Annotated in this window: 19 protein-coding genes, 4 tRNA genes and 1 pseudogene; 17 read left to right on the top strand and 7 right to left on the bottom strand. The window is 58.2% G+C overall.

What is annotated here, in order from left to right; genetic code table 11:
* Positions 1-187 precede the first annotated feature (187 nt).
* Positions 188-2,758, top strand: coding sequence for a lysozyme family protein (locus PYR65_RS13580; protein ID WP_276118379.1), 2,571 nt, complete (start codon positions 188-190; stop codon positions 2,756-2,758).
* Between the two features lie 15 nt (positions 2,759-2,773).
* On the opposite strand, the gene PYR65_RS13575 is transcribed toward PYR65_RS13580, so the two are convergent.
* The gene (locus PYR65_RS13575) at positions 2,774-3,619 is read right to left on the bottom strand and encodes a hypothetical protein (protein WP_276118378.1); all 846 of its coding nucleotides are present in this window, start codon (positions 3,617-3,619) and stop codon (positions 2,774-2,776) included.
* 45 nt (positions 3,620-3,664) lie between these two features.
* On the bottom strand, positions 3,665-3,943 hold the full coding sequence (locus tag PYR65_RS13570) for an Arc family DNA-binding protein (protein ID WP_276118377.1): 279 nt from the start codon (positions 3,941-3,943) through the stop codon (positions 3,665-3,667).
* 90 nt (positions 3,944-4,033) lie between these two features.
* On the opposite strand from PYR65_RS13570, the gene PYR65_RS13565 reads away from it, so the two are divergent.
* From PYR65_RS13565 to PYR65_RS13555, 3 genes are read left to right on the top strand one after another with little or no spacing between them, the layout of a single operon-like run.
* Positions 4,034-4,198, top strand: a complete 165-nt coding sequence (locus PYR65_RS13565) for a hypothetical protein (RefSeq protein ID WP_276118376.1) — start codon at positions 4,034-4,036, stop codon at positions 4,196-4,198.
* On the top strand, positions 4,198-4,455 hold the full coding sequence (locus PYR65_RS13560) for a hypothetical protein (protein WP_276118375.1): 258 nt from the start codon (positions 4,198-4,200) through the stop codon (positions 4,453-4,455). The genes PYR65_RS13565 and PYR65_RS13560 overlap by 1 nt, the downstream gene beginning before the upstream one ends.
* 4 nt (positions 4,456-4,459) lie before the next feature.
* Positions 4,460-5,521 (top strand): tyrosine-type recombinase/integrase, encoded by a 1,062-nt coding sequence (locus PYR65_RS13555; protein WP_276118374.1) that lies wholly within the window; start codon positions 4,460-4,462, stop codon positions 5,519-5,521.
* Positions 5,522-5,614: 93 nt separating this feature from the next.
* On the opposite strand, the gene PYR65_RS13550 is transcribed toward PYR65_RS13555, so the two are convergent.
* The 3 genes from PYR65_RS13550 to PYR65_RS13540 all read right to left on the bottom strand — a co-directional run bounded on the left by PYR65_RS13550 (position 5,615) and on the right by PYR65_RS13540 (position 7,965).
* Positions 5,615-5,689: transfer RNA gene (locus PYR65_RS13550), tRNA-Glu, on the bottom strand.
* 137 nt (positions 5,690-5,826) lie between these two features.
* The gene (locus PYR65_RS13545) at positions 5,827-7,254 is read right to left on the bottom strand and encodes a YcbK family protein (RefSeq protein ID WP_276118373.1); all 1,428 of its coding nucleotides are present in this window, start codon (positions 7,252-7,254) and stop codon (positions 5,827-5,829) included.
* Between the two features lie 270 nt (positions 7,255-7,524).
* Positions 7,525-7,965, bottom strand: coding sequence for a VOC family protein (locus PYR65_RS13540; RefSeq protein WP_276118372.1), 441 nt, complete (start codon positions 7,963-7,965; stop codon positions 7,525-7,527).
* Positions 7,966-8,160: 195 nt separating this feature from the next.
* On the opposite strand from PYR65_RS13540, the gene PYR65_RS13535 reads away from it, so the two are divergent.
* From PYR65_RS13535 to PYR65_RS13495, 9 genes and pseudogenes are all read left to right on the top strand, one after another.
* Positions 8,161-8,739, top strand: coding sequence for a cold-shock protein (locus tag PYR65_RS13535; RefSeq protein WP_060638213.1), 579 nt, complete (start codon positions 8,161-8,163; stop codon positions 8,737-8,739).
* The gene (locus tag PYR65_RS13530; protein WP_276118371.1) at positions 8,739-9,224 is read left to right on the top strand and encodes a DUF192 domain-containing protein; all 486 of its coding nucleotides are present in this window, start codon (positions 8,739-8,741) and stop codon (positions 9,222-9,224) included. Before PYR65_RS13535 ends, PYR65_RS13530 begins: the two co-directional genes overlap by 1 nt.
* A 100-nt stretch (positions 9,225-9,324) precedes the next feature.
* Positions 9,325-9,401 (top strand) — tRNA-Pro (locus PYR65_RS13525).
* A 222-nt stretch (positions 9,402-9,623) separates the two neighbouring features.
* Entirely contained in the window at positions 9,624-9,929 is a 306-nt protein-coding gene (locus PYR65_RS13520; protein ID WP_276118370.1) for an ETC complex I subunit, read from the top strand.
* Positions 9,930-9,969: 40 nt separating this feature from the next.
* Positions 9,970-10,046 (top strand) — tRNA-Arg (locus PYR65_RS13515).
* 306 nt (positions 10,047-10,352) lie between these two features.
* Positions 10,353-10,550: pseudogene (locus PYR65_RS13510) on the top strand (hypothetical protein); the annotation flags it as partial.
* Entirely contained in the window at positions 10,539-10,736 is a 198-nt protein-coding gene (locus PYR65_RS13505) for a hypothetical protein (RefSeq protein ID WP_276121059.1), read from the top strand. The pseudogene PYR65_RS13510 and the gene PYR65_RS13505, both read left to right, overlap by 12 nt.
* Before the next feature lie 775 nt (positions 10,737-11,511).
* The gene (locus tag PYR65_RS13500) at positions 11,512-12,510 is read left to right on the top strand and encodes a GlxA family transcriptional regulator (RefSeq protein WP_276118369.1); all 999 of its coding nucleotides are present in this window, start codon (positions 11,512-11,514) and stop codon (positions 12,508-12,510) included.
* A gap of 152 nt (positions 12,511-12,662) precedes the next feature.
* Positions 12,663-12,998: a hypothetical protein gene (locus PYR65_RS13495; RefSeq protein ID WP_276118368.1), complete on the top strand. Its 336-nt coding sequence runs from the start codon at positions 12,663-12,665 to the stop codon at positions 12,996-12,998.
* Between the two features lie 264 nt (positions 12,999-13,262).
* On the opposite strand, the gene PYR65_RS13490 is transcribed toward PYR65_RS13495, so the two are convergent.
* Positions 13,263-13,338, bottom strand: a tRNA-Lys gene (locus PYR65_RS13490).
* A gap of 190 nt (positions 13,339-13,528) precedes the next feature.
* Between PYR65_RS13490 and PYR65_RS13485 the strand changes: the two genes are divergently transcribed.
* Both PYR65_RS13485 and PYR65_RS13480 read left to right on the top strand, forming a co-directional pair.
* On the top strand, positions 13,529-14,278 hold the full coding sequence (locus PYR65_RS13485; RefSeq protein ID WP_276118367.1) for a cytochrome c biogenesis CcdA family protein: 750 nt from the start codon (positions 13,529-13,531) through the stop codon (positions 14,276-14,278).
* 31 nt (positions 14,279-14,309) lie between these two features.
* Positions 14,310-15,287 carry an AEC family transporter gene (locus PYR65_RS13480; protein ID WP_276118366.1) on the top strand — a complete coding sequence of 326 codons (978 nt, stop codon included), beginning with the start codon at positions 14,310-14,312 and terminating at the stop codon, positions 15,285-15,287.
* Here the strand turns inward: PYR65_RS13480 and PYR65_RS13475 are convergent.
* Complete coding sequence (locus PYR65_RS13475) at positions 15,255-16,460, bottom strand: UbiH/UbiF family hydroxylase (RefSeq protein WP_276118365.1); 1,206 nt, start codon at positions 16,458-16,460, stop codon at positions 15,255-15,257. The two genes, PYR65_RS13480 and PYR65_RS13475, sit on opposite strands and share 33 nt — an antisense overlap.
* A 279-nt stretch (positions 16,461-16,739) precedes the next feature.
* On the opposite strand from PYR65_RS13475, the gene pcsA reads away from it, so the two are divergent.
* Both pcsA and PYR65_RS13465 read left to right on the top strand, forming a co-directional pair.
* Positions 16,740-17,465, top strand: a complete 726-nt coding sequence (gene pcsA, locus PYR65_RS13470) for a phosphatidylcholine synthase (RefSeq protein ID WP_060641090.1) — start codon at positions 16,740-16,742, stop codon at positions 17,463-17,465.
* 9 nt (positions 17,466-17,474) lie between these two features.
* Positions 17,475-18,452, top strand: a complete 978-nt coding sequence (locus PYR65_RS13465; protein WP_276118364.1) for a quinone oxidoreductase family protein — start codon at positions 17,475-17,477, stop codon at positions 18,450-18,452.
* Positions 18,453-18,467 lie beyond the last annotated feature (15 nt).

Genomic DNA, 18,467 nt, shown 5'->3' with positions numbered 1-18,467 from the left:
CATGCCGACCGAAACAGAACAGCTTGTCGTCGCTCTTGAGGCCCGCATCCGGGATTTCGAGAAGAATTTCCAGAAGGCGAACCGGACGGCCACCAACAACTTTTCGGCTATCGAGAAGCGAGCTGCAGCCAGTGCCGACCGCCTCGAAAAGTCATTCGCAGGAGCGGGCAAGGGCATCAACCTCGCCATGGCCGCACTGAAAGGCGGGATTGCTGGCCTTGTGACCGGCTTCTCTGTTGCCGCATTGTCCGGCATCGTGTCATCTGCCCGTGAGATTGCCAAGGGAGTTGCGTCTATAGGCGATGAAGCCCGCCGCGCCGGTCTGTCCACCAAGGCTTTTCAGGAGCTGAAATTCGTTGCGGAACAGAACCGTGTGGGCGTCGATGCTCTCGTGGACGGCTTCAAGGAACTATCCCTACGCGCCGATGAGTTTTATGTGACGGGACAGGGCAGCGGTGCCGACGCCTTCAAGCGTCTAGGGTTCTCCGCCGCCGATCTGAAGCGCAAGCTGCAGGACCCGTCCGCGCTGTTCTCCGAGATCATCGGCAAAATGGGGCAACTCAATAAGGCAGCACAAATCCGCGTTGCCGATGAGATTTTCGGGGGAACCGGAGGGGAGAAATTTGTTCAGCTGATCAGCCAAGGCGAGGAAGGTATTCGGCGCACCGTGGCGCAGGCCAATGAACTAGGGCTTGTTCTCGATGACGAAGTGATTGAGCGTGCGAACGAGATCGACCGGAAATTCAACGCTATCGCCGGGACAGTCGGCACCGCCCTGAAAAAGGCTGTGGTCGATGTCGTCGGGGCGATGGATGACTGGCTGGATCGAATGAACCGGCTGGAGGAGCAGACCGACCGAAACATCCAGTCTCAGCTCGTCGGCACTTATGACAAGCTCCGCGAAGCGAAAAAGCTGCTGGAAGACCTGCAAACCGACAAGATTGCCTTCCCGGAAGATGCCGCCGTTGACCTGAACATCGATAAGCAGAAACAGCTCATCGAAGACCTCACCTCCGAAGCGCTGAAACTCCGCGATATCCTTGACCGGCGCAGCGGCTATTCCGAGAATTTCATCTACAAGACCGGGGAGGACGCCAAGACGGCAAAGCCTCCCGTCGATACCCTGAACACGTCTCTGGACAACAGCGGCACTTCAGCCGCCAACGGTGCCACCGGCATCAACTCGTATGCTGATGCCATCCGTGCCCTGAAAAACGAAGTGCCGGAACTGGCCAAGAGCCTTGCCGATCTGGACGCACAAACCAAGATCAACGGCGCTTATCGTGCCGCCCTGGGCAAGGCTACCACGGTGCAGGAGGTGCTCGAGGCAAACGCGCTGCGTGATCAGGCCACCAAAGCCGTCAAGGGCCGTGGCGCTGCCGAAGCTGCCAACAAAGGCTTCCTCGACCTCATCGGGTACGCAGAAGGCACCGACAAGGGCAGGGGTTATAACGAGACGCTTGCCCGTGGTGCGTTCACAGGCGGGGACCGCAACCTCGTGATGATGACGCTCGACCAGATCGACGCCATGCAGACGGCTATGCTCAGGCACCCCGGTAACAAGTACAATTCCAGCGCAGTGGGCCGTTACCAAATCGTGCAGAAGACCATGCGTGGTTTGCGCGGGACGATGGGGCTTTCCGGTTCCGACATGTTCAGCCCTGACATTCAGGATCGCATGGCACAGCAGCTCATGCGTGGCCGTGGGAACGACCCGGCAGGCCTGCGAAATGAATGGGAGGGCCTACGCAACGTCGATGAGCAGACAATCCGGGGAGCCTATGACGGCAGTTCGGTTTCCATGCCATCCATAGACCCCGGCATTGCGCAGAAGAACGAAGCTCTGAAGGATCAGGCAACCGCCTATCAGGACATCATCACCCAATCCCGCGCTTTCGTGTCGGAACAGACGACGGAACAGCAAGCCCTTGGGATGAGTGCCGTTGCCGCATCGAAGCTCCGTTATGAGCAGCAAATGCTCAATGAGGCGCAACGCGCTGGTATTGCCCTCACGCCCCAGCAGCGTTCGGAGATCAGCCAGCTTGCACAGGGCATGGCCGAAGCCGAGCAAGCAACTCAGCGCTTTGCCATGACGCAGGAGCAAGCCAAGGATGTGAGTGATTTCTTCGCATCGACGGCATCGGACGCGTTGACCGGCCTGATCATGGGAACGACCACCGCCGAAGATGCCCTTAAGGGGCTCATCGCTTCACTGGCCAAAGCTGCGCTGCAGGCGGCACTCCTGGGCGAGGGGCCGCTTGCCGGTCTTCTGGGTGGAGGCGGTGGCAAAACCGGTGGCGGGGGATTGCTGGGCGGTATCTTCGGCGCGATCTTCGGTGCCAAGGATGGCGGGGAAATCCAAGCCTTTGCCGGTGGCGGCAGGGTACGCGGTCCCGGTGGACCCCGTGCCGACAAGGTGCCCGCTTATCTCAGTGATGGTGAGTTCGTGGTGAATGCAGCCGCGACTGCCAAGAACCGCGCCGCTTTGGAGGCCATCAATTCCGGCCGCACTCCCGCGCTGGCTACCATGCCCGGTGCCGGTGGCGGAAAGGTCAATCGACAGGTCAATCAAATCAGCAATGTCTTCTCCCCGACGATCCCGATCACGGTGCAAGCGTCTGGAAATCAGGAGGCCGATGCGAAGATGACCGAACGTCTAACCGCCGAGATGGGCACTCTGCTGGAAAACAAGATGACGGAGTTTGTGCAGAAGAACCAGCGCACTGGTGCGATGTTGAACCGGAAGGGTTTTGTGTGATGGCAAGGGGGCTTATCAATACTCGGTCTTCATTGAGGAACTAACCCGGAATGGTGGGAAGTAAATTCCGTGTCTGATTTTGTTGAGCAAGTCCCAGTACAGCTCTCTGGCTAGCGGATTGTCCACTCCTTGTGGATATGTGAACCGATACATGCCATCCGGCAGTGGAACGCGAGAACGGTTGTACTCGATGGCCAAATATCGGTGGATCGCATACCGCAAATCGTTCAAGAATTCGCCCATAGTGCTGGAATGGTAGATGAAAACATCGTCGTTGAACCAGCTCTTGAAGTCCTCAATCGCAGTATAAGCCTGACCCTCATCGATATCTTTACCGGCATTTTTGACGATACGTCTGAGCTTACGTACATCGGCCTCTAGACGTGCGAAGTTATGCTTGGAAAGGTTTCCGCAGAGTTTGATGAACTCCATTCGTTCAATTTTGATATCGAGTTCCACACTGATCCGGGAAAGCCAGACCTGTGGAACTATCGTGTAACCGTCCAACCAATCCGAAAATCGATTGATCACGTCAGCAATTCCGGACGGATCAGAAGCCAGCAGAGGATCATCGCAGACCTGTCGAAGATAAAGCAGATAGGTTTTATCGCTCGACCTTGCGCCGAGTGCTGGACGTGGAAGATCAAAGGGGAGAGGTTTGTTGCGCTCCCCTCGCGGTTGTGAGAGGAAATCGGTGAGCAAAATGGCGAACAAGCTTCGCGCATTGCTGTCCTTGAAAAACAGATTGGTATCGCGATCACCAATTGGCTTCTCGAATATCGCCAGATTGACCATGTCATCGATCATATCCAGCACCGCATAGAGAATTATCGCTTCTTGCTCAATTTTTGTGAACGGCATGTAACCTCCCATGCAATCAATTGCATCGTTTCGGTTTCGTAACGATTAATCTGGATCGTGCTGGATATGCCAATTGAGGTGAGCCGTCATTGTGCCTTCCAGCGCTGTGAGCCTTTGCTCGAAATCGTCAAACTTCGCACCCCTTGAGACATTCACGAGCTTATCATCCCCCTCTAGGCTTTGCTCCAGTCGATAGAGGATTTCAGCCGTGAGAGTTCGCCCGTTCAGAGCTGCAATCCGTTTCAGCGTTTCCCGCATGTCGGACCCCTCATTGAACCGCAGCAGCAGTTGCGCGCCTTCACGCTTGCGCTTTTCGTCTTCCATAAAATATATCCCACATATCCAAGTGATATTGACTGCCAGTTATCCCGTGGATATATACATGAACGTTGAAGCAAACATAAGGAGCTTTCAGTGTCGAACCGCAAAATAGCATCGTCCCTTTTGGTCCGCCTTCCACCACACCTCAAAGACTGGCTCGCAGACTATGCCGAAGAGAATTCCCGCAACATGACCGGGCAGCTTATTGAACTGATCAAAGCCGAGCGTGAGCGGGCTGCAGCGAAGGAGCAAGGGTAATGGGAAAAACCTTAAGCCTCCTCCCTCCATCGCAGGGGAAGGGCGAGGGATTGGCGTTCGCCCGTGCCGTCTCCAAATTTCGTGCCCCAGCGACGAAACCCTTGTTCAGCATACCGAAGATGAAACAGGTGGCAAAACTAGCCAAAGACCTTGGCCAGACTGTTACCGGTTTCACCGTCAACGGGGACGGGGGCTTTTCTGTCACCACGACCGAACCCGGCGCGATCTCCAGTACCCAGCCTAGTGAATGGGATTGAGCCTATGGCGAAACAGCGCGTCAAATACAAACGCCCCAAATATCTGCATGTCTTCACCGACCGGCACGGCAAGAATGAGCGCATCTACTTCAATCGTCCTGGACAACGGAAGATCGCTATCCGTGGGCCTGAAAATTCTCCTGCGTTCTGGGAGGACTATCTAGCCGCCTCCAACGACATGCCGAAAGTCGCTACCGGGGCAGGGGTTTCCAAGACCGTATCCGGCACCATCAACGCCCTCATCGTTCAATACTATGAGAGCGCGGGTTTCATCTCGAAAGCAGAGGCGACGAAGCGGAACTACAAATCGATAATCGAACCGTTCCGCAAAGATCATGGCGACAAGCGTGTTTCCACCCTGCAGACGCACAACATCGACAAAATCCTGGGTGAGGTCGCAGCGAAGTCCACGGCACAGGCGAAGAACCTCCGCAAGCGCCTTTCCATGCTCATGCAGTTGGCCATCAAGTGGAAGTATCGCACCGATAACCCCATCCTCAACGCCGACAGGGTGCAGCACAAGAGCAAGGGTTATCAGCCTTGGACCGAGGACGATATTGAGGTGTTTCGCAACCATTGGGGGGATGAGACGCCGCAGCGTGTAGCCGTCGAGATTTTGCTCTATACCGGCCTAAGACGTTCTGATGCGGTGAAGATCGGGCGGCAGCATATTCAGGGCGACTTCATTGTCATGACGACACAAAAGAGCGGTCACACCGTCGAACTGAACATCCCTATCCATGCAGACTTTCGGAAGGTGCTGGACGGTATCGCGAAGAAGCACCTGAATTTCATCGTGACCGCCTATGGCGCGGCACGATCTGAGAAGGCGTTCACCAACTGGATAATCGAAGCTGCACGAAAAGCCGGTCTTCCTCCGCACCGGTCGCCGCACGGCCTTCGTAAATCAGCGATGACGATGCTTGCCGAAGCGGGATGCTCTGCGATGGAAATCATGGCCATTACAGGCCATCAGGACATCAAGGAAATCGAGACGTATATCGCCAAAGCCAATCAGAAAAAGATGGCTCAGAACGCCATAAAGAAGCTGAAAGCAATCGCATGAGAACGGACAGAAAACATATTTCTGCTAACCCCGTAGCCCGGTTAGCAGATCGTCGCTGCAAGGCTCTGAAATCATTGATGCGAGGGAACACAATGGTACGCCCTAGGGGAGTCGAACCCCTCTTCCCAGAATGAAAATCTGGTGTCCTAACCGATAGACGAAGGGCGCAGCCGTTGTGTGGGCGTCTTATAGTCAGGGGTTTTGAATACCGCAAGCGGCAAATTTCATTTTCCTGTAAAAAAGTTCTGATAACGCGCTGTTTTCAAATTTTCAGTGAATTATTGAATTAAAACAGGTGGTTACTGTCAGCCTTTGCGGCGGCGGCAGCGCCAATTCCAGTCGCGGGACTCGCCCGTATCGATATGGACCGATTCCGTGTGGCAATAGGTTCCCACGCCGCCGCGCCCTGGAATCGTGCGCAGATATTCGGCAAGGTCCCACTTGCTGACGCCGGGAACCTGGATATCAGCAGCCTGGCAGGTGGTGTGCAGCGAGTGCTTGCGTCCGCCGGCGCTGGCATTGTGTTTCAGGTCGCGCAGGCCGGATGTCACCATGATCTTGCGGCCGTAATGGGTCTCCACCACTTTCAGGACCTTCAGCAGGTCGGGCTGGAAACAGCCCGTCTCCACCTTTTCCGTTTGCAGCCAGAGCCCGGTCGGCGCAAGGCGGGCAAGTCCCGACAATGACGCCATTTCCACCGGAGCGCTGTCGTCATCATGTCCGGGCTGCGAATCATCGACGGTGGCAAACATCGACGTCGTGCGCACGCCGGGCAGGGCGGTAAAACCGAGTGCCGCCATCTGCTGTGGTTTCAGGTTGCTGGCAACCTGCGTGTTTTTCTCCGGCGCCTTGGCAAAACGGTCATTGTTGAACTGGCTCCTGCTTTTGCGTTTGGCAGCAAACAGGCCGGCCAGCGTCAGGGCATTTTCGGGCTCTTCCGTCTGACCATCCTTCTTCCGCGAAGGGCCGGAATGGGGAATAGCGGCCGTCGTGGTGTTCAGCCCCTCCATGGAAGCGGTTTGCACGGCCGCTGCCTTTTCTGGCGCCCCGCCGCGCATGCTGTCACCGCTCAAGGGGACCGGTACGGCGACAGGAAGCGGCGTGCCGTCCGCGCCGATCTCAGCGCTTGCCATCTGTTGAACTGCGGCAGCGCCATTGGCATTGCTCGCGCCTTCCAGCGGCAGCGGTGTCGGGTTGGCAGCCGGCTGGCCGCTGTTGAACAGACTGTTTGTCGCGGGATTGACGCCGGTGGCATGCCCGGCCGGCACCGGCGCATTGCCGGTCGCCGTCGTGGCGCCTTGAACCGGCGCCGCATTGGGCGTCTGCACGGCAAAAATGCTGTTTGAGGTGGCGTTAAGGCCGGTACCCTGCATGGTCAGCGACGCCGGCTGGCCGTTGCCGGCGGCAGGCATCATCGCATTTGCCTGTGTGCCCGGTGCTTGCGCGCCAGGCTGTGGCTGCCCATTGGCGCCAACGGCGGAAACCTGCTGATCCCGATAGGCACCGGGTGCATTTTGCGCTGCATTGCCGGACGCGAGCTCCGGCACCACATCGTCCTTTGCGGATGCCGCTTCGGCCGTGTCCTTCGCGGCGGACACGCAGCCCGACAGCATCATCGCCGAAACGCTCAACGCAAGCGCGCAGCCAAGGCCGCGAATCGTCGCCGCTTTCTCGAAAATATGGCGCAACGTTGGATCCCCACTCAATGCGGGCCGGGCGACATGTGCCGTCATGGCCTTTCATCAGACGTTTCAAACCGCATCGTCGGCATGGCCCTTTTTAAGGATTGCCACGCGTCCTCCCATGCGATTTGACCGGTTCAGCCGGAAAAATGCGCGCGCAAACCTCAAAATGCGTGCGGCATGTTTCCATTAACGTTCGCTCAAACATTAATGAACGGACCGTTATTTGTAAACCTGCGCTGACGCAGGCGATATGGGCAGCCCCGCGAAGCTTGGTGCGAGTCACTGCAGCACATATCGCCCGGCGGCATTGTGCGGAGCTTACCAGGCGCCGGTATTGCCCATCGAGGACCAGGGTTCCTGCGGTTCCAAATTGTCGCCCTTCTGCAAGATCTCGATGGAAATGCCGTCCGGAGAGCGCACGAACGCCATGTGGCCATCGCGCGGCGGCCGGTTGATGATGACGCCATTGTCCATCAGCTGCTGGCAGGTCGCATAGATATCATCGACCTCATAGGCGAGATGGCCGAAATTGCGCCCGCCTGTGTAATCCTCGGTATCCCAATTGTAGGTGAGTTCCAGGCACGGGGATAATTCGGCTTTCGCGCGATCGAGATCGTCTGAGGCCGCCAGAAAAACCAGGGTGAAACGGCCTTTTTCATTCTCGTAGCGGCGAATTTCCACAAGGCCGAAAAGCTTCGACCAGAAGTGAAGAGAGGCGTCGAGATCTTTGACGCGAACCATTGTGTGCAGATAACGCATTGGAATATCCTTGTTTTGCTGAAGATGGGGTATACTTAGCCGACAACCAGCCAGAGGCAAGGCTCGGCAGCTAGCGTGTTTCGACGGCAAATTTCATCGCAGGGCTTGCACATAAGCGGCGGGACGATGTTATTCTGATTGTCAAGAATCAGTTAACCGTAATGATGTGACGCGTAATCGAGGGGCTGGACAGGCATGGCGGACAGAATTTCAGCAAAGGGCGTCACGCCGGATGACGGTTTTGCCAATGACGCGCTCGATCTGGTTGAAATAACCGGCGTCATCAAGTGGTTCGACGTCGCCAAGGGTTTCGGTTTCATCATCCCCGACAACGGCATGCAGGATGTCCTTCTGCACGTCACATGCCTGCGCCGCGACGGCTACCAGACTGTTCTGGAAGGTGCGCGCGTGGTGGCGCTCATTCAGCGGCGCGACCGTGGCTACCAGGCCTTCCGCATTCTCTCCATGGACCAGTCGACGGCTGTACACCCATCGCAGCTGCCGCCGGTCAAGACCCATGTTCAGGTGACGCCGACCAGCGGGCTGGAACGCTGCCTGGTCAAGTGGTTCAACCGTACAAAAGGCTTCGGCTTCCTGACGCGCGGCGACGGGACCGAGGATATCTTCATTCACATGGAAACCCTGCGTCGTTTCGGGCTTACCGAGTTGCGCCCGGGACAGACCGTGCTGGTGCGGTTTGGCGATGGCGACAAGGGCCTGATGGCAGCCGAGATCCATCCGGACGTACCGGCTCCGATCGGCCGGGCACACTGATGGGCGCGCCTTTTCAGCGCCTGTTTGGAAGCGCCCTCGTGGCGCTTTTTTTATGGCTTGTCCCGTTCTGTGCCGCAGCCGCCGATATCACCTTTGAAACGGCGCCGCTGCAGATCATCTCCACCGGCGGCAAGGTGCATACATTCACCGTCGAACTGGCTGTCGATAGCGATCAACGCGCGCAAGGCCTGATGAACCGCCGCCATATGGCGCGCGATCACGGCATGCTGTTTGATTTTGGCGTGACGCGTCAGGTGATGATGTGGATGAAGAATACCTATCTTCCGCTCGACATGCTGTTCATCGCCAAGGACGGCAAGATCGAGACGATCCGCGAAAATGCCGTGCCGCTATCGGAAGCCATCATCGATTCCCGCGTCCCCATCGCTTTCGTTCTCGAACTGAACGGCGGAACCGTCAATCGCCTTGCCATTGCGCCCGGCGATATCGTCGATAGCGCCCGCATCTCCGGTTTGAAGCCTTAAACCGGCACATATGATTCCTTTCGGCCGCTCTGTGGAATTGTGCAATTTAAGTGTTGCAGGGGCGGGGGTAAGCGTGTATCTCCCGGCCATCGACGGGTCACGGAGTGTAGCGCAGCCTGGTAGCGCATCTGGTTTGGGACCAGAGGGTCGGGAGTTCGAATCTCTCCACTCCGACCATCGATTTTCCCCTTCTTGAAATATCTGCAGCGAACAGCCCTTGGCTGTTTTTGCTGTTGTCCCGTCCCTAGAGCGCCGGCTTTCAGCCGCGAAATGGCGCAGGCTTGAAAATTGGCGGATATATCGCCGCTAGGTCATTCCGTTTTAATCCGTTCTGCGCTATGGCAATGCGCAGTGACCGGCGCAGCCGGCAGCATGAACCATGGTGGAGCCGCTCAAGACATGTCCGCGAAAATCTATCGACCCGCAAAAACCGCCATGCAGTCTGGCAAGGCCAAGACGAATGTGTGGGTTCTTGAGTTCGATCAGGAAACGCCGCGCACCATCGATCCGATCATGGGCTATACGAGCTCTGGCGATACGCGTCAGCAGGTGAAGCTGACCTTCGAGACAGCCGAACAGGCCGTCGCCTATGCCGAGCGCAACGGCATCGATTACCGCGTCATCGCGCCGAAGGAACCAACCCGCAAGAGCGTGTCCTACAGCGATAATTTCCGGTTTAGCCGCACGCAGCCCTGGACGCATTGATCCGGGACTGCCGGTTCTAGGAGGGAAACCTCCAAAAAGCGGCCCCTTAGCTCAGCTGGATAGAGCACCTGCCTTCTAAGCAGGTTGTCGCAGGTTCGAGCCCTGCAGGGGTCGCCAATCTTTTCAAGGGCTTAGCAAGATATCTATCGCTGTTTCACGGGCGTTTGGCTTATCCCTCTCAATGTGCACCTCCTCCTCTTGTAGCGCTGCCGCTTTGCAGATGTGCCCAGTCACAGCACCAAAGCGATGCGCGCGTATTGGCGCATGCAAGGATCAATTGGAAGGTGGATCGCCTCCAAGATGACAGACGGCGGGAACCACCACGAATGAGGGTCTTCCGAGCGCTCCGGCTCTGCAGCTCAACGCATCACAAGGAACTTCTGCCCTTGTGGCTGGTTTCCGCTCCATCACAGGAGAAAGACCATGAGCAAAAACATACCGACAGACGGCGCACCCGGCACAACCGATCAGTCCCCGCGTTGGGAAGGTCCGGAAGAAACCAGGCCAAGGGGCTACCTGCCTGCGACGGATGACCCGGACGTCGATCGGGATGCACTGGGTGAAAACAATCAGGATCCGGAACGTAACAGCCCTTCGGATGCCCTCAAGATCAAGGAGGACGCAGAGGGCCAGTACGCCAAATCGCGTGCGGACGGTGCAAACTCCGGGGTTGCCAGTGCCAAGCCGACAGTGGTCACGGGATCAGAGGACATAACCGGTCATCGCACTCCGCCTGGCAAAAAGGGGCCGGAAAAGGATTGGGATGTCAATTATGACGAAACTGAACCAGACCGTTCCCGCGATTAGCGGATGCCAATGTTGCGCTGGCGTCATATCTTAGCGGCCTACCCCCTAAGTGCACAGGGTTTAGGTGGTTAGGAGCTTGCGGGAGGGTTCGGCAGCGTTGCGTGCAGCGCGGCGTCACGGCGAATGGCGTTATCGCCTCTTGGTCGAGACGAGGCTTATCGATGCCAGCGTAACGTCAACGGCCGGTTTTGATCGATTTTAAAGGACGAAAAAACCAATGACGGCGGCGATGGGGACGGGCACCCCTATGACCCAAATCAGCAATTCCCGCATCATAAAATGCCGATAGTCCGACGTCTCGCGCTGAACCGGTAAGGATGGGTGGACCGTTGGAGCTGCCATCACGGCCTCCGCGATAAAAACGAGATTTTGATATTGGGATTGTGATGAGGACAATCCTCATGAATCAGGAGATCGCAGCGCTGCATTGAAATTTCCTCTATTGAACCGCTCTCGTAACGCGTGGTTGCGCGGTTTCGTTCCTTTCACTGCTGCGATGTACCGGAAGGCATTTTTGCTGCATGATGAGACACATTTCTGCGTGCCCGGAAAACCGCCACGGTGGCAGCGGATGAATGCCCGGCCGCCAATACAAGGCCAAAAAAAACGGGCCGAAGGCATCTCTGCCATTCGACCCGTCCGGTAAAGGTCGGTAGGGGGAATTTCCAGACATCTGCAGGCAAAAGCACCGCGGATGGGAGGTCTTACAGCGGCATCATGCCTGAATGGCTCCATTTCATTTGACAAAAGGCGCAGGAAATTTGACATTTCTCCCATGTCGCCACGTCCTGTTTCCGATCACTTACCTTTGAATTCCGATGGAAATGTGGAGGTCGTGATTGTCGTGCTGCCCGAATCCTCGATCATGTCGCTGGCCTCGGTGCTGGACCCGATGCGCGCCGCCAACCGGGTGGCTGGAAAAACCCTGTTCTCATGGAAAATTCTGTCTCCGGATGGAGAGCCGGTGCTTCTCACCTGTGGCGTCATGATTGCGGTGGATGGGACGTTTTCGGCGAAGGTCCAGGGCGACTGCCTGTTGATCATCGGCGGTTTCAACCTTGATCGCCATGCGCAAAAACCGTTCATCGCCAGCCTACAGGCGGCTGCGCGGCATTTTTCCGTGGTTGCGGGCATCGAATCGGGCTGTTGGCTCCTGGCGCGCTGCGGACTCGTCAACGGCCGCACAGCGACGGCGCATTGGGAGGAACTGGAGGATTTCGCGCTGGCTTTTCCGGATGTGTCCGTCCGGGCCGACCGGTTCGTGACCGACGGCAAATTCTGGACATCCGGTGGCGCATCGCCGACCTTCGACATGATGCTGCATCTGATCCGGCAGCGCTTCGGCTCATCCGTCGCGCTCGATGTCGCCAGCATCTTCGTCTATGACGAAACCCATGCGGCAACGGATGCCCAGCCGCTGGTGTCTCTCGGCCGCATGGAGGCTCTTGATCCCGGCCTTGCCAAGGCGATCCGCCTGATGGAGCGCACGCTTGACCGGCCCTTGTCGATTGCGGCGCTGGCACGCCGCGCCGGGCAGTCGCAGCGCCAGCTGGAAATCCGGTTTGCAAGAGCGCTCAGGATCAGCCCCGGAAGCTACTATCTGCGGCTGCGGCTGCAGGCAGCACAGCGCCTGGTCGGCGACACCCAACTCAGCATCCGCGAAGTCGCCCTTCGCTGCGGCTTCGATAGCCTGTCCTCCTTCTCGCGCGCGTTCAAACGTCAATATGGCGAAAGCCCGCTGAAGCTGCGCCTGGGCCGCCATCCTGGCAAGTGAAGCAGGCATTTGCCGTAGTCGCCCTTCTTTTGCCGTCCTCGATGCCGGCCAATTTGGGGCGATTGTACGAAGAGGCGGGCCGCCATCATCATTGCCCCTTGCCGCAACCCTGCGGCAGCCATATCTCTCTTCGAAATGGAGAGAGAACGACAATGAAAACCCTTATTCTGGCCAGCGCAATCGGCCTTTCGACCCTGATGCTCGCCGGCTGCGTCAGCGAAGGACCGTCCTATCAGGGCGACGGCTACACGATGCGTCCGCGTGATACCTTCGACCGCGACGATCGTTATGATCGCGCACGCGACCGGACCGATTATTCCCGTTATTCCCGCGATCGCGACCCGGGCCGCCGCGACCGCAACGACGACGACCGCCGTACCGATCGGCGCGACGACCGGCGCGGCGACGACCGCCTCTGCAGCAACGATCCCCGCTGCGAAGTCCCCGAATACAACCCGGACCGCCCAGGCTACTACCGCCGCGGCTGACGCGGCAATGGCACGCCGGACCCGTCCCTCCGGAATGTTGAAACCAAAACAGCGTCGCCTTCACGGGCGACGTTGTTTTAGTTTGACAATGGGCGATTCTGCAAAGGCTAGACAAATTCCGTAGGCGTGTGGGTGCGGGCGTCGTCAGGACGGTCAAAACTTCGCACGTTCCGAGGATGTTTCGCGCGATACCTGAAGACGGAGCCGCAAAAACTGCTGGAGCGAAACCGCAAGCCACTGTGATATAATATTTATCTGATTTTTTGGTGAGAGCGCAGGGATTCGAACCCTGGACCTACTGATTAAAAGTCAGTTGCTCTACCGACTGAGCTACGCTCTCCCATGGCGGTCTGGTGTGACCGGCGGAAGTGGGCGGACATATGCACAGCGCGCTTGTTTTGGTCAACCCAAAAAAACGGGCAAAAGTGCAAAAACGATGTTTTCCAAGGAGATCGCCAAAAGGTGATTGGTTTGGGACAGGCTTCGGGGCTAAGACGGCCGGGCTTGTTGCAGGCTGGAGTTTTGACCGAGTGTCCATCGCTGATATTTCCATCTGGACCGCCGTCCTGGCGGGCGCATTGTCTTTCCTGTCCCCGTGCGTCCTGCCGCTCGTGCCGCCCTATCTTTGTTATATGGCTGGCATCTCGGTGGATCAGTTTCGCGGCGGTGAAACGCAGGTTGCCTCGACCGGCACACGGCGCGCGGTGTTCGGGGCAGCTTTCCTGTTCACGCTCGGTTTTGCCACGGTTTTCGTGGCGCTCGGGGCAGGGGCATCCAGCATCGGTCTTGTGCTGCGCCAGCATATCGAAATTCTTTCGCGCATCGGCGGCATTGTCATTATCATCATGGGCCTGCATTTCCTTGGTGTGTTCCGCATCGGCATTCTCGGCCGCGAGGCGCGGTTCCAGGGCGGCGGCAAGCCGGCGACGCTGTCGGGCGCCTATATTATGGGGCTGGCCTTTGCGTTCGGCTGGACGCCCTGTATCGGCCCGGTTCTCGGCACGATCCTGGGCGTTGCCGCAGCCCGCGACACGGTCACCGATGGCGCCCTGCTTCTCGCGGTCTATTCGCTGGGGCTTGCCATTCCGTTTTGGATTGCGGCTGGGTTCTCCGGCGCCTTCATGAAATTCCTGTCCCGCTTCCGCCGTCATCTCGGCCTGGTGGAAAAACTGATGGGCGTGTTCCTGATCCTTGCCGGCCTTGCCTTCGTCTTTGGTTTTATCAGTTCCATGGCCATCTGGTTCCAGGAAACCTTTCCAGTCCTGATGCAAATCGGCTAAGCACGAACCTCAAACAGAGGTCTCGCACGCAATGGCCGAAATTGCCGGTTTGGTACTGCCGTTTTTCGGCCTGATCTTCGTTGGCTACCTGACGGCGAAATTTGCCCGCAATCCGGCAGGCGAGGGTGCCGGCGATGCCATGGGCTGGCTCAATGTCTTCATCATCTACATTGCTCTGCCGGCTTTGTTCTTCAAGCTGGTATCAAAGACGCCGATCGAGCAGCTCACCCGCTTTGATTTCGTTTTTGCCTCGATCGGCGCAACCTACACCGTCTTTGCGCTGGTGTTTAGCGCCGGCTATCTGATCCGCCGCAATTCGCTCGCCGAATCGACGGTGCAGGGATTGGCCGGGGCCTATGGCAATATCGGCTATATGGGGCCGGGTCTGGCGCTTTTGGCGTTGGGCGAACGGGCAGCGGTGCCCGTGGCGCTGATCTTCTGCTTCGAGAATGTCCTGCATTTCATGGTCGCGCCGGCGATGATGGCGCTGGCGGGCGGAGAGAAAAGTTCGCCGGCGCGCCTGGTGTTGGGGATTGCCCGGAAAATCCTGCTGCATCCCTTTATCCTGTCCACGATCGCTGGCGTTATCGCCGCGTCCATGTCGTTCCAGCCGCCGCTGCCGGTTCAGCGGTTGATCGACTATCTGGCGCAGGCAGCGGCCCCCTGTGCGCTGTTTGCCATGGGCGTGACCTTGGCGCTGCGGCCGCTGAAGCGCATCCCCGCCGAGATCGCCTATATCGTTCCGGCCAAGCTGATCCTGCATCCGGTGCTGATGTATCTGGTTCTGAGCTTCGTTGGCAATTTCGATCCGGTCTGGGTGCAGACGGCCGTGCTCCTGGCCGCATTGCCGACGGCCACCAATGTCTTTGTCATCGGCCAGCAATATGGCGTCTGGCAGGAGCGGGCGTCGGCCACGATCCTGATCACCACCGTTCTCTCGGTGGCGACAGTGACGATGCTGCTTTACCTCATCAGTTCAGGCGCTCTTCCGGCTGATCTTTTCCCGTAACGTCGTGCGCAGGGATTGCAGGGCGCTGCCGGGATTGATGCCTTCGCGCATCATCAGATTACGAAATGGGGCGACGCTTGCCAGGGCCTGCAGGCCGGCCGCGCGCAGCATCTGCACCGGCAGGAAGTCCGACAGCAGCGAGCGATTGAGCAGATCGACGCTGACGGTGCGGCTGAGAATATCCGCGCGCCGCTTGCGGTCGTAGCGTGCACCAAAATCCTCTGGAACCGGCGAGGAACCCAGCAGTGAAACCGCCGCCATGATGTCGCGTAGACTGAGATTGAGCCCCTGCGCGCCGATCGGTGGAAAAGCATGGGCGGCTTCGCCGATCAGGATCGCGCGGCCCTTGCCAAAGGATTTCGCAGCCATGCCGGAAAGGGGAAAGGACTGCGGCGTGCCATCGATCGTGACTTTCCCGAGCATCGATTGCATGCGCTGCTCCACCGCCAAGCCCAGGGCATCGGCCGAAAGCGCCAGCGTCTCTCCGTTATCCTCCGGCTTCTGGACCCAGACGAGGCTCGATCGCAATCCACCCGGCAGCGGCACCTGCGTGAACGGTCCATGCGGCGTGTGGAATTCCGTTGAGATCGTCTGATGGGGCACCTGATGGGAGAAATTGAGCACCAGCGCGCTTTGCGGATAGGACCAGTTCCTGACCTCGATCCCGGCGGCGTCGCGCACGCCTGATCTGCGGCCATCGGCACCGATAACGAGGCTGGCGGTGAGGCTGCTGCCATCGTCGAGCGCCAGGATCGCCCGGTCCGTCTCGAATTCGACAGCGGTCAGGCTGGCGGTCATCCGGGTGAGGGATTGCCGTTTTTCTGCTTCCTGCTCAAGCAGGGCAAGGAAGGGGGCATTGGGAATATTGTATCCGAACGCTTCGAGCCCGACTTCGGCGGCATGAAAGGTGACCGTGGGCGCACGCAGCAACCGGTTCGTCCCGTCGATGATTCGCATGCTGGACAGCGGTGCGGCAAGCGGCGCGACTGCCTCCCAGAGGCCAAGCTGGTGGACAAGCGTTAGCGACTGATCCATCAGCGCCGTGGTACGGCCATCGGCTTTGCCAGTGGCCGGCGCAATCAGCGCAACGCTGCGGCCGGTGTCTGCGAATGCCAGCGCAGCCAGCGATCCGGCCAATCCGGCACCGATAACGGCAATTTCAAAATGCTCCATGGCCTGCGCTTCCCGTCCACTCTTCGGTTGAGGCTGCGATCTTAACTGCCGCAGGCTGCGAATGAAATGGGGTGAAATGGCGCAGATGAATGTCGCATCCACAGTTGATTGTTACGGTTTTGCGGCACCTGGTGATTTTTACTGGCAGCCAAACTCAAACGGTGCATATTACCGCCAATACCCGTGCGACAGTACGGGGACGGGAGTGTGGGCCGCTGAAACGGCCGGTTCAGCATGCTTCCAAGGAAAGCGCAGAGTAAGGACAGGGTGCGTCTGCCGATGAAGTTTTTTAACTACAAGCGCGTGCCCTACGCGGAAATTCGCGCATTTTCCGTTCATATTCTCACTGCATCCGGCTCGTTTCTTGCCTTTTTGGGTGTGGTCGCCGCCGCCGAGCACCGCTTCGTCGATATGTTCTGGTGGCTCGGCCTGGCGCTCGCCGTTGATGGGATCGACGGTCCGATCGCGCGCAAGGTCCGGGTCAAGGAAGTGCTGCCCAACTGGTCCGGCGATACGCTCGACAATGTCATCGATTACGTCACCTATGTGCTGCTTCCGGCCTTTGCCCTTTATCAGAGCGGCATGATCGGCGAGCCCTGGTCGTTCTTCGCCGCCGGCGCCATCGTGATGTCGAGCGCGATCTACTATGCCGATATGGGCATGAAGACGGACGAATATTTCTTCTCCGGTTTTCCGGTCGTCTGGAACATGGTGGTGTTCACGCTGTTCGTCATCGATGCCAGCGAACTGGCGGCTTCGATCGTCGTTTTCGTCTCGGTCGTATTGACCTTCATGCCCATCAGCTTCCTGCATCCGGTGCGCGTCAAGCGTCTGCGGCCGCTCAACCTGGCAGTCTTTACCATCTGGTCGGTGCTGAGCGGCTATGCGCTGCTCTTGCATTTCGACACGCCCGCCTGGGTCGTGGCCGGCGTCGTCGGTACCGGGATCTATCTCTATGTCATCGGTTTCGTCTTGCAGATATTTCCCCGGCTTGGACGGGGTTGAGGAGGTTTCATGGCGCAGGCCATCATGGTGCGGACGCTCGGCGGTCCGGATGTTCTCAAGATCGAAGGCATCACGCTTTCCGCGCCCGGTCCCGGCGAAGTGCAGATCCGCCAGGTCGCGGTCGGCGTGAACTTCATCGACGTCTATTTCCGCACCGGTCTCTATAAATCGGCCGAGGGGCTGCCGTTCGTTCCGGGCAAGGAAGGCGCCGGGATCGTGACTGCGGTCGGCGATAATGTCAGCACCTTTGCTGTTGGCGATCGCGTCGCCTATGCATCCTCCGACGGCGCCTATGCGAGCGAGCGCAATATCGAGATTTCGCAGCTGGTGAAGGTTCCAGACGATATCACCCTGGAAACCGCAGCGGCGATGATGCTGAAGGGCATGACGGCGCAGTATCTTTTGAACCAAACCTTCAAGGTCGGGCCGGGAACCACGCTTCTGTTTCACGCAGCTGCCGGCGGCGTGGGCCTGATCGCAGGCCAATGGGCCAAGGCGCTCGGCGCAACCGTGATTGGAACAGCGGGTTCGCAGGACAAGATCGATCTGGCGCTGGCGCATGGCTACGATCATGTCATCAACTACCGCACTGATAATTTTGTGAGCGCCGTCAAGGAGATCACCAACGGCAAGGGCGTCGATGTGGTCTATGATTCGGTTGGCAAGGACACCTATCCGGCCTCGCTCGACTGCATCAAGCCGCGCGGCCTCTGGGTCAGTTTCGGCAATTCGTCGGGTCCGGTCGAAGGCGTCAATATCGGAATTCTGGCGCAGAAGGGCTCGCTGTTTGCCACGCGCCCGACGTTGTTCAGCTATGTTTCGACACGGCCCGCCCTGGAGGCATGTGCAAACTCCCTGTTTGATGTTGTGCAAAGCAGCAAAGTGCGTATCAATATCAACCAGACCTATGCGCTTGCCGATGCAAGCCAGGCGCATGCGGATCTGGAAGCAAGAAAAACGAGCGGAACAACATTGCTGATTCCCTGAGACAAGCCGGAGAGG

It is taken from the genome of Pararhizobium qamdonense (assembly GCF_029277445.1).
In the GTDB taxonomy this organism is placed as follows: Bacteria; Pseudomonadota; Alphaproteobacteria; order Rhizobiales; family Rhizobiaceae; genus Pararhizobium; species Pararhizobium qamdonense.
Note: the sequence above shows the minus strand (reverse complement) of the source record. Positions and strands in the feature narration are given on the sequence as shown.

Excerpts from the sequence above, each read along its gene's own strand:
- PYR65_RS13580 (WP_276118379.1), top strand. The coding sequence starts at position 188 with ATGGCCGCACTGAAAGGCGGGATTGCTGGCCTTGTGACCGGCTTCTCT.
- PYR65_RS13480 (WP_276118366.1), top strand. The coding sequence starts at position 14,310 with ATGGCCGAAATTGCCGGTTTGGTACTGCCGTTTTTCGGCCTGATCTTC.
- PYR65_RS13575 (WP_276118378.1), bottom strand. The coding sequence starts at position 3,619 with ATGCCGTTCACAAAAATTGAGCAAGAAGCGATAATTCTCTATGCGGTG.
- pcsA (WP_060641090.1), top strand. The coding sequence starts at position 16,740 with ATGAAGTTTTTTAACTACAAGCGCGTGCCCTACGCGGAAATTCGCGCA.
- PYR65_RS13560 (WP_276118375.1), top strand. The coding sequence starts at position 4,198 with ATGGGAAAAACCTTAAGCCTCCTCCCTCCATCGCAGGGGAAGGGCGAG.
- PYR65_RS13475 (WP_276118365.1), bottom strand. The coding sequence starts at position 16,460 with ATGGAGCATTTTGAAATTGCCGTTATCGGTGCCGGATTGGCCGGATCG.
- PYR65_RS13530 (WP_276118371.1), top strand. The coding sequence starts at position 8,739 with ATGGGCGCGCCTTTTCAGCGCCTGTTTGGAAGCGCCCTCGTGGCGCTT.
- PYR65_RS13465 (WP_276118364.1), top strand. The coding sequence starts at position 17,475 with ATGGCGCAGGCCATCATGGTGCGGACGCTCGGCGGTCCGGATGTTCTC.
- PYR65_RS13520 (WP_276118370.1), top strand. The coding sequence starts at position 9,624 with ATGTCCGCGAAAATCTATCGACCCGCAAAAACCGCCATGCAGTCTGGC.
- PYR65_RS13545 (WP_276118373.1), bottom strand. The coding sequence starts at position 7,254 with ATGACGGCACATGTCGCCCGGCCCGCATTGAGTGGGGATCCAACGTTG.
- PYR65_RS13495 (WP_276118368.1), top strand. The coding sequence starts at position 12,663 with ATGAAAACCCTTATTCTGGCCAGCGCAATCGGCCTTTCGACCCTGATG.
- PYR65_RS13570 (WP_276118377.1), bottom strand. The coding sequence starts at position 3,943 with ATGGAAGACGAAAAGCGCAAGCGTGAAGGCGCGCAACTGCTGCTGCGG.
- PYR65_RS13540 (WP_276118372.1), bottom strand. The coding sequence starts at position 7,965 with ATGCGTTATCTGCACACAATGGTTCGCGTCAAAGATCTCGACGCCTCT.
- PYR65_RS13500 (WP_276118369.1), top strand. The coding sequence starts at position 11,512 with ATGTCGCCACGTCCTGTTTCCGATCACTTACCTTTGAATTCCGATGGA.
- PYR65_RS13535 (WP_060638213.1), top strand. The coding sequence starts at position 8,161 with ATGGCGGACAGAATTTCAGCAAAGGGCGTCACGCCGGATGACGGTTTT.
- PYR65_RS13555 (WP_276118374.1), top strand. The coding sequence starts at position 4,460 with ATGGCGAAACAGCGCGTCAAATACAAACGCCCCAAATATCTGCATGTC.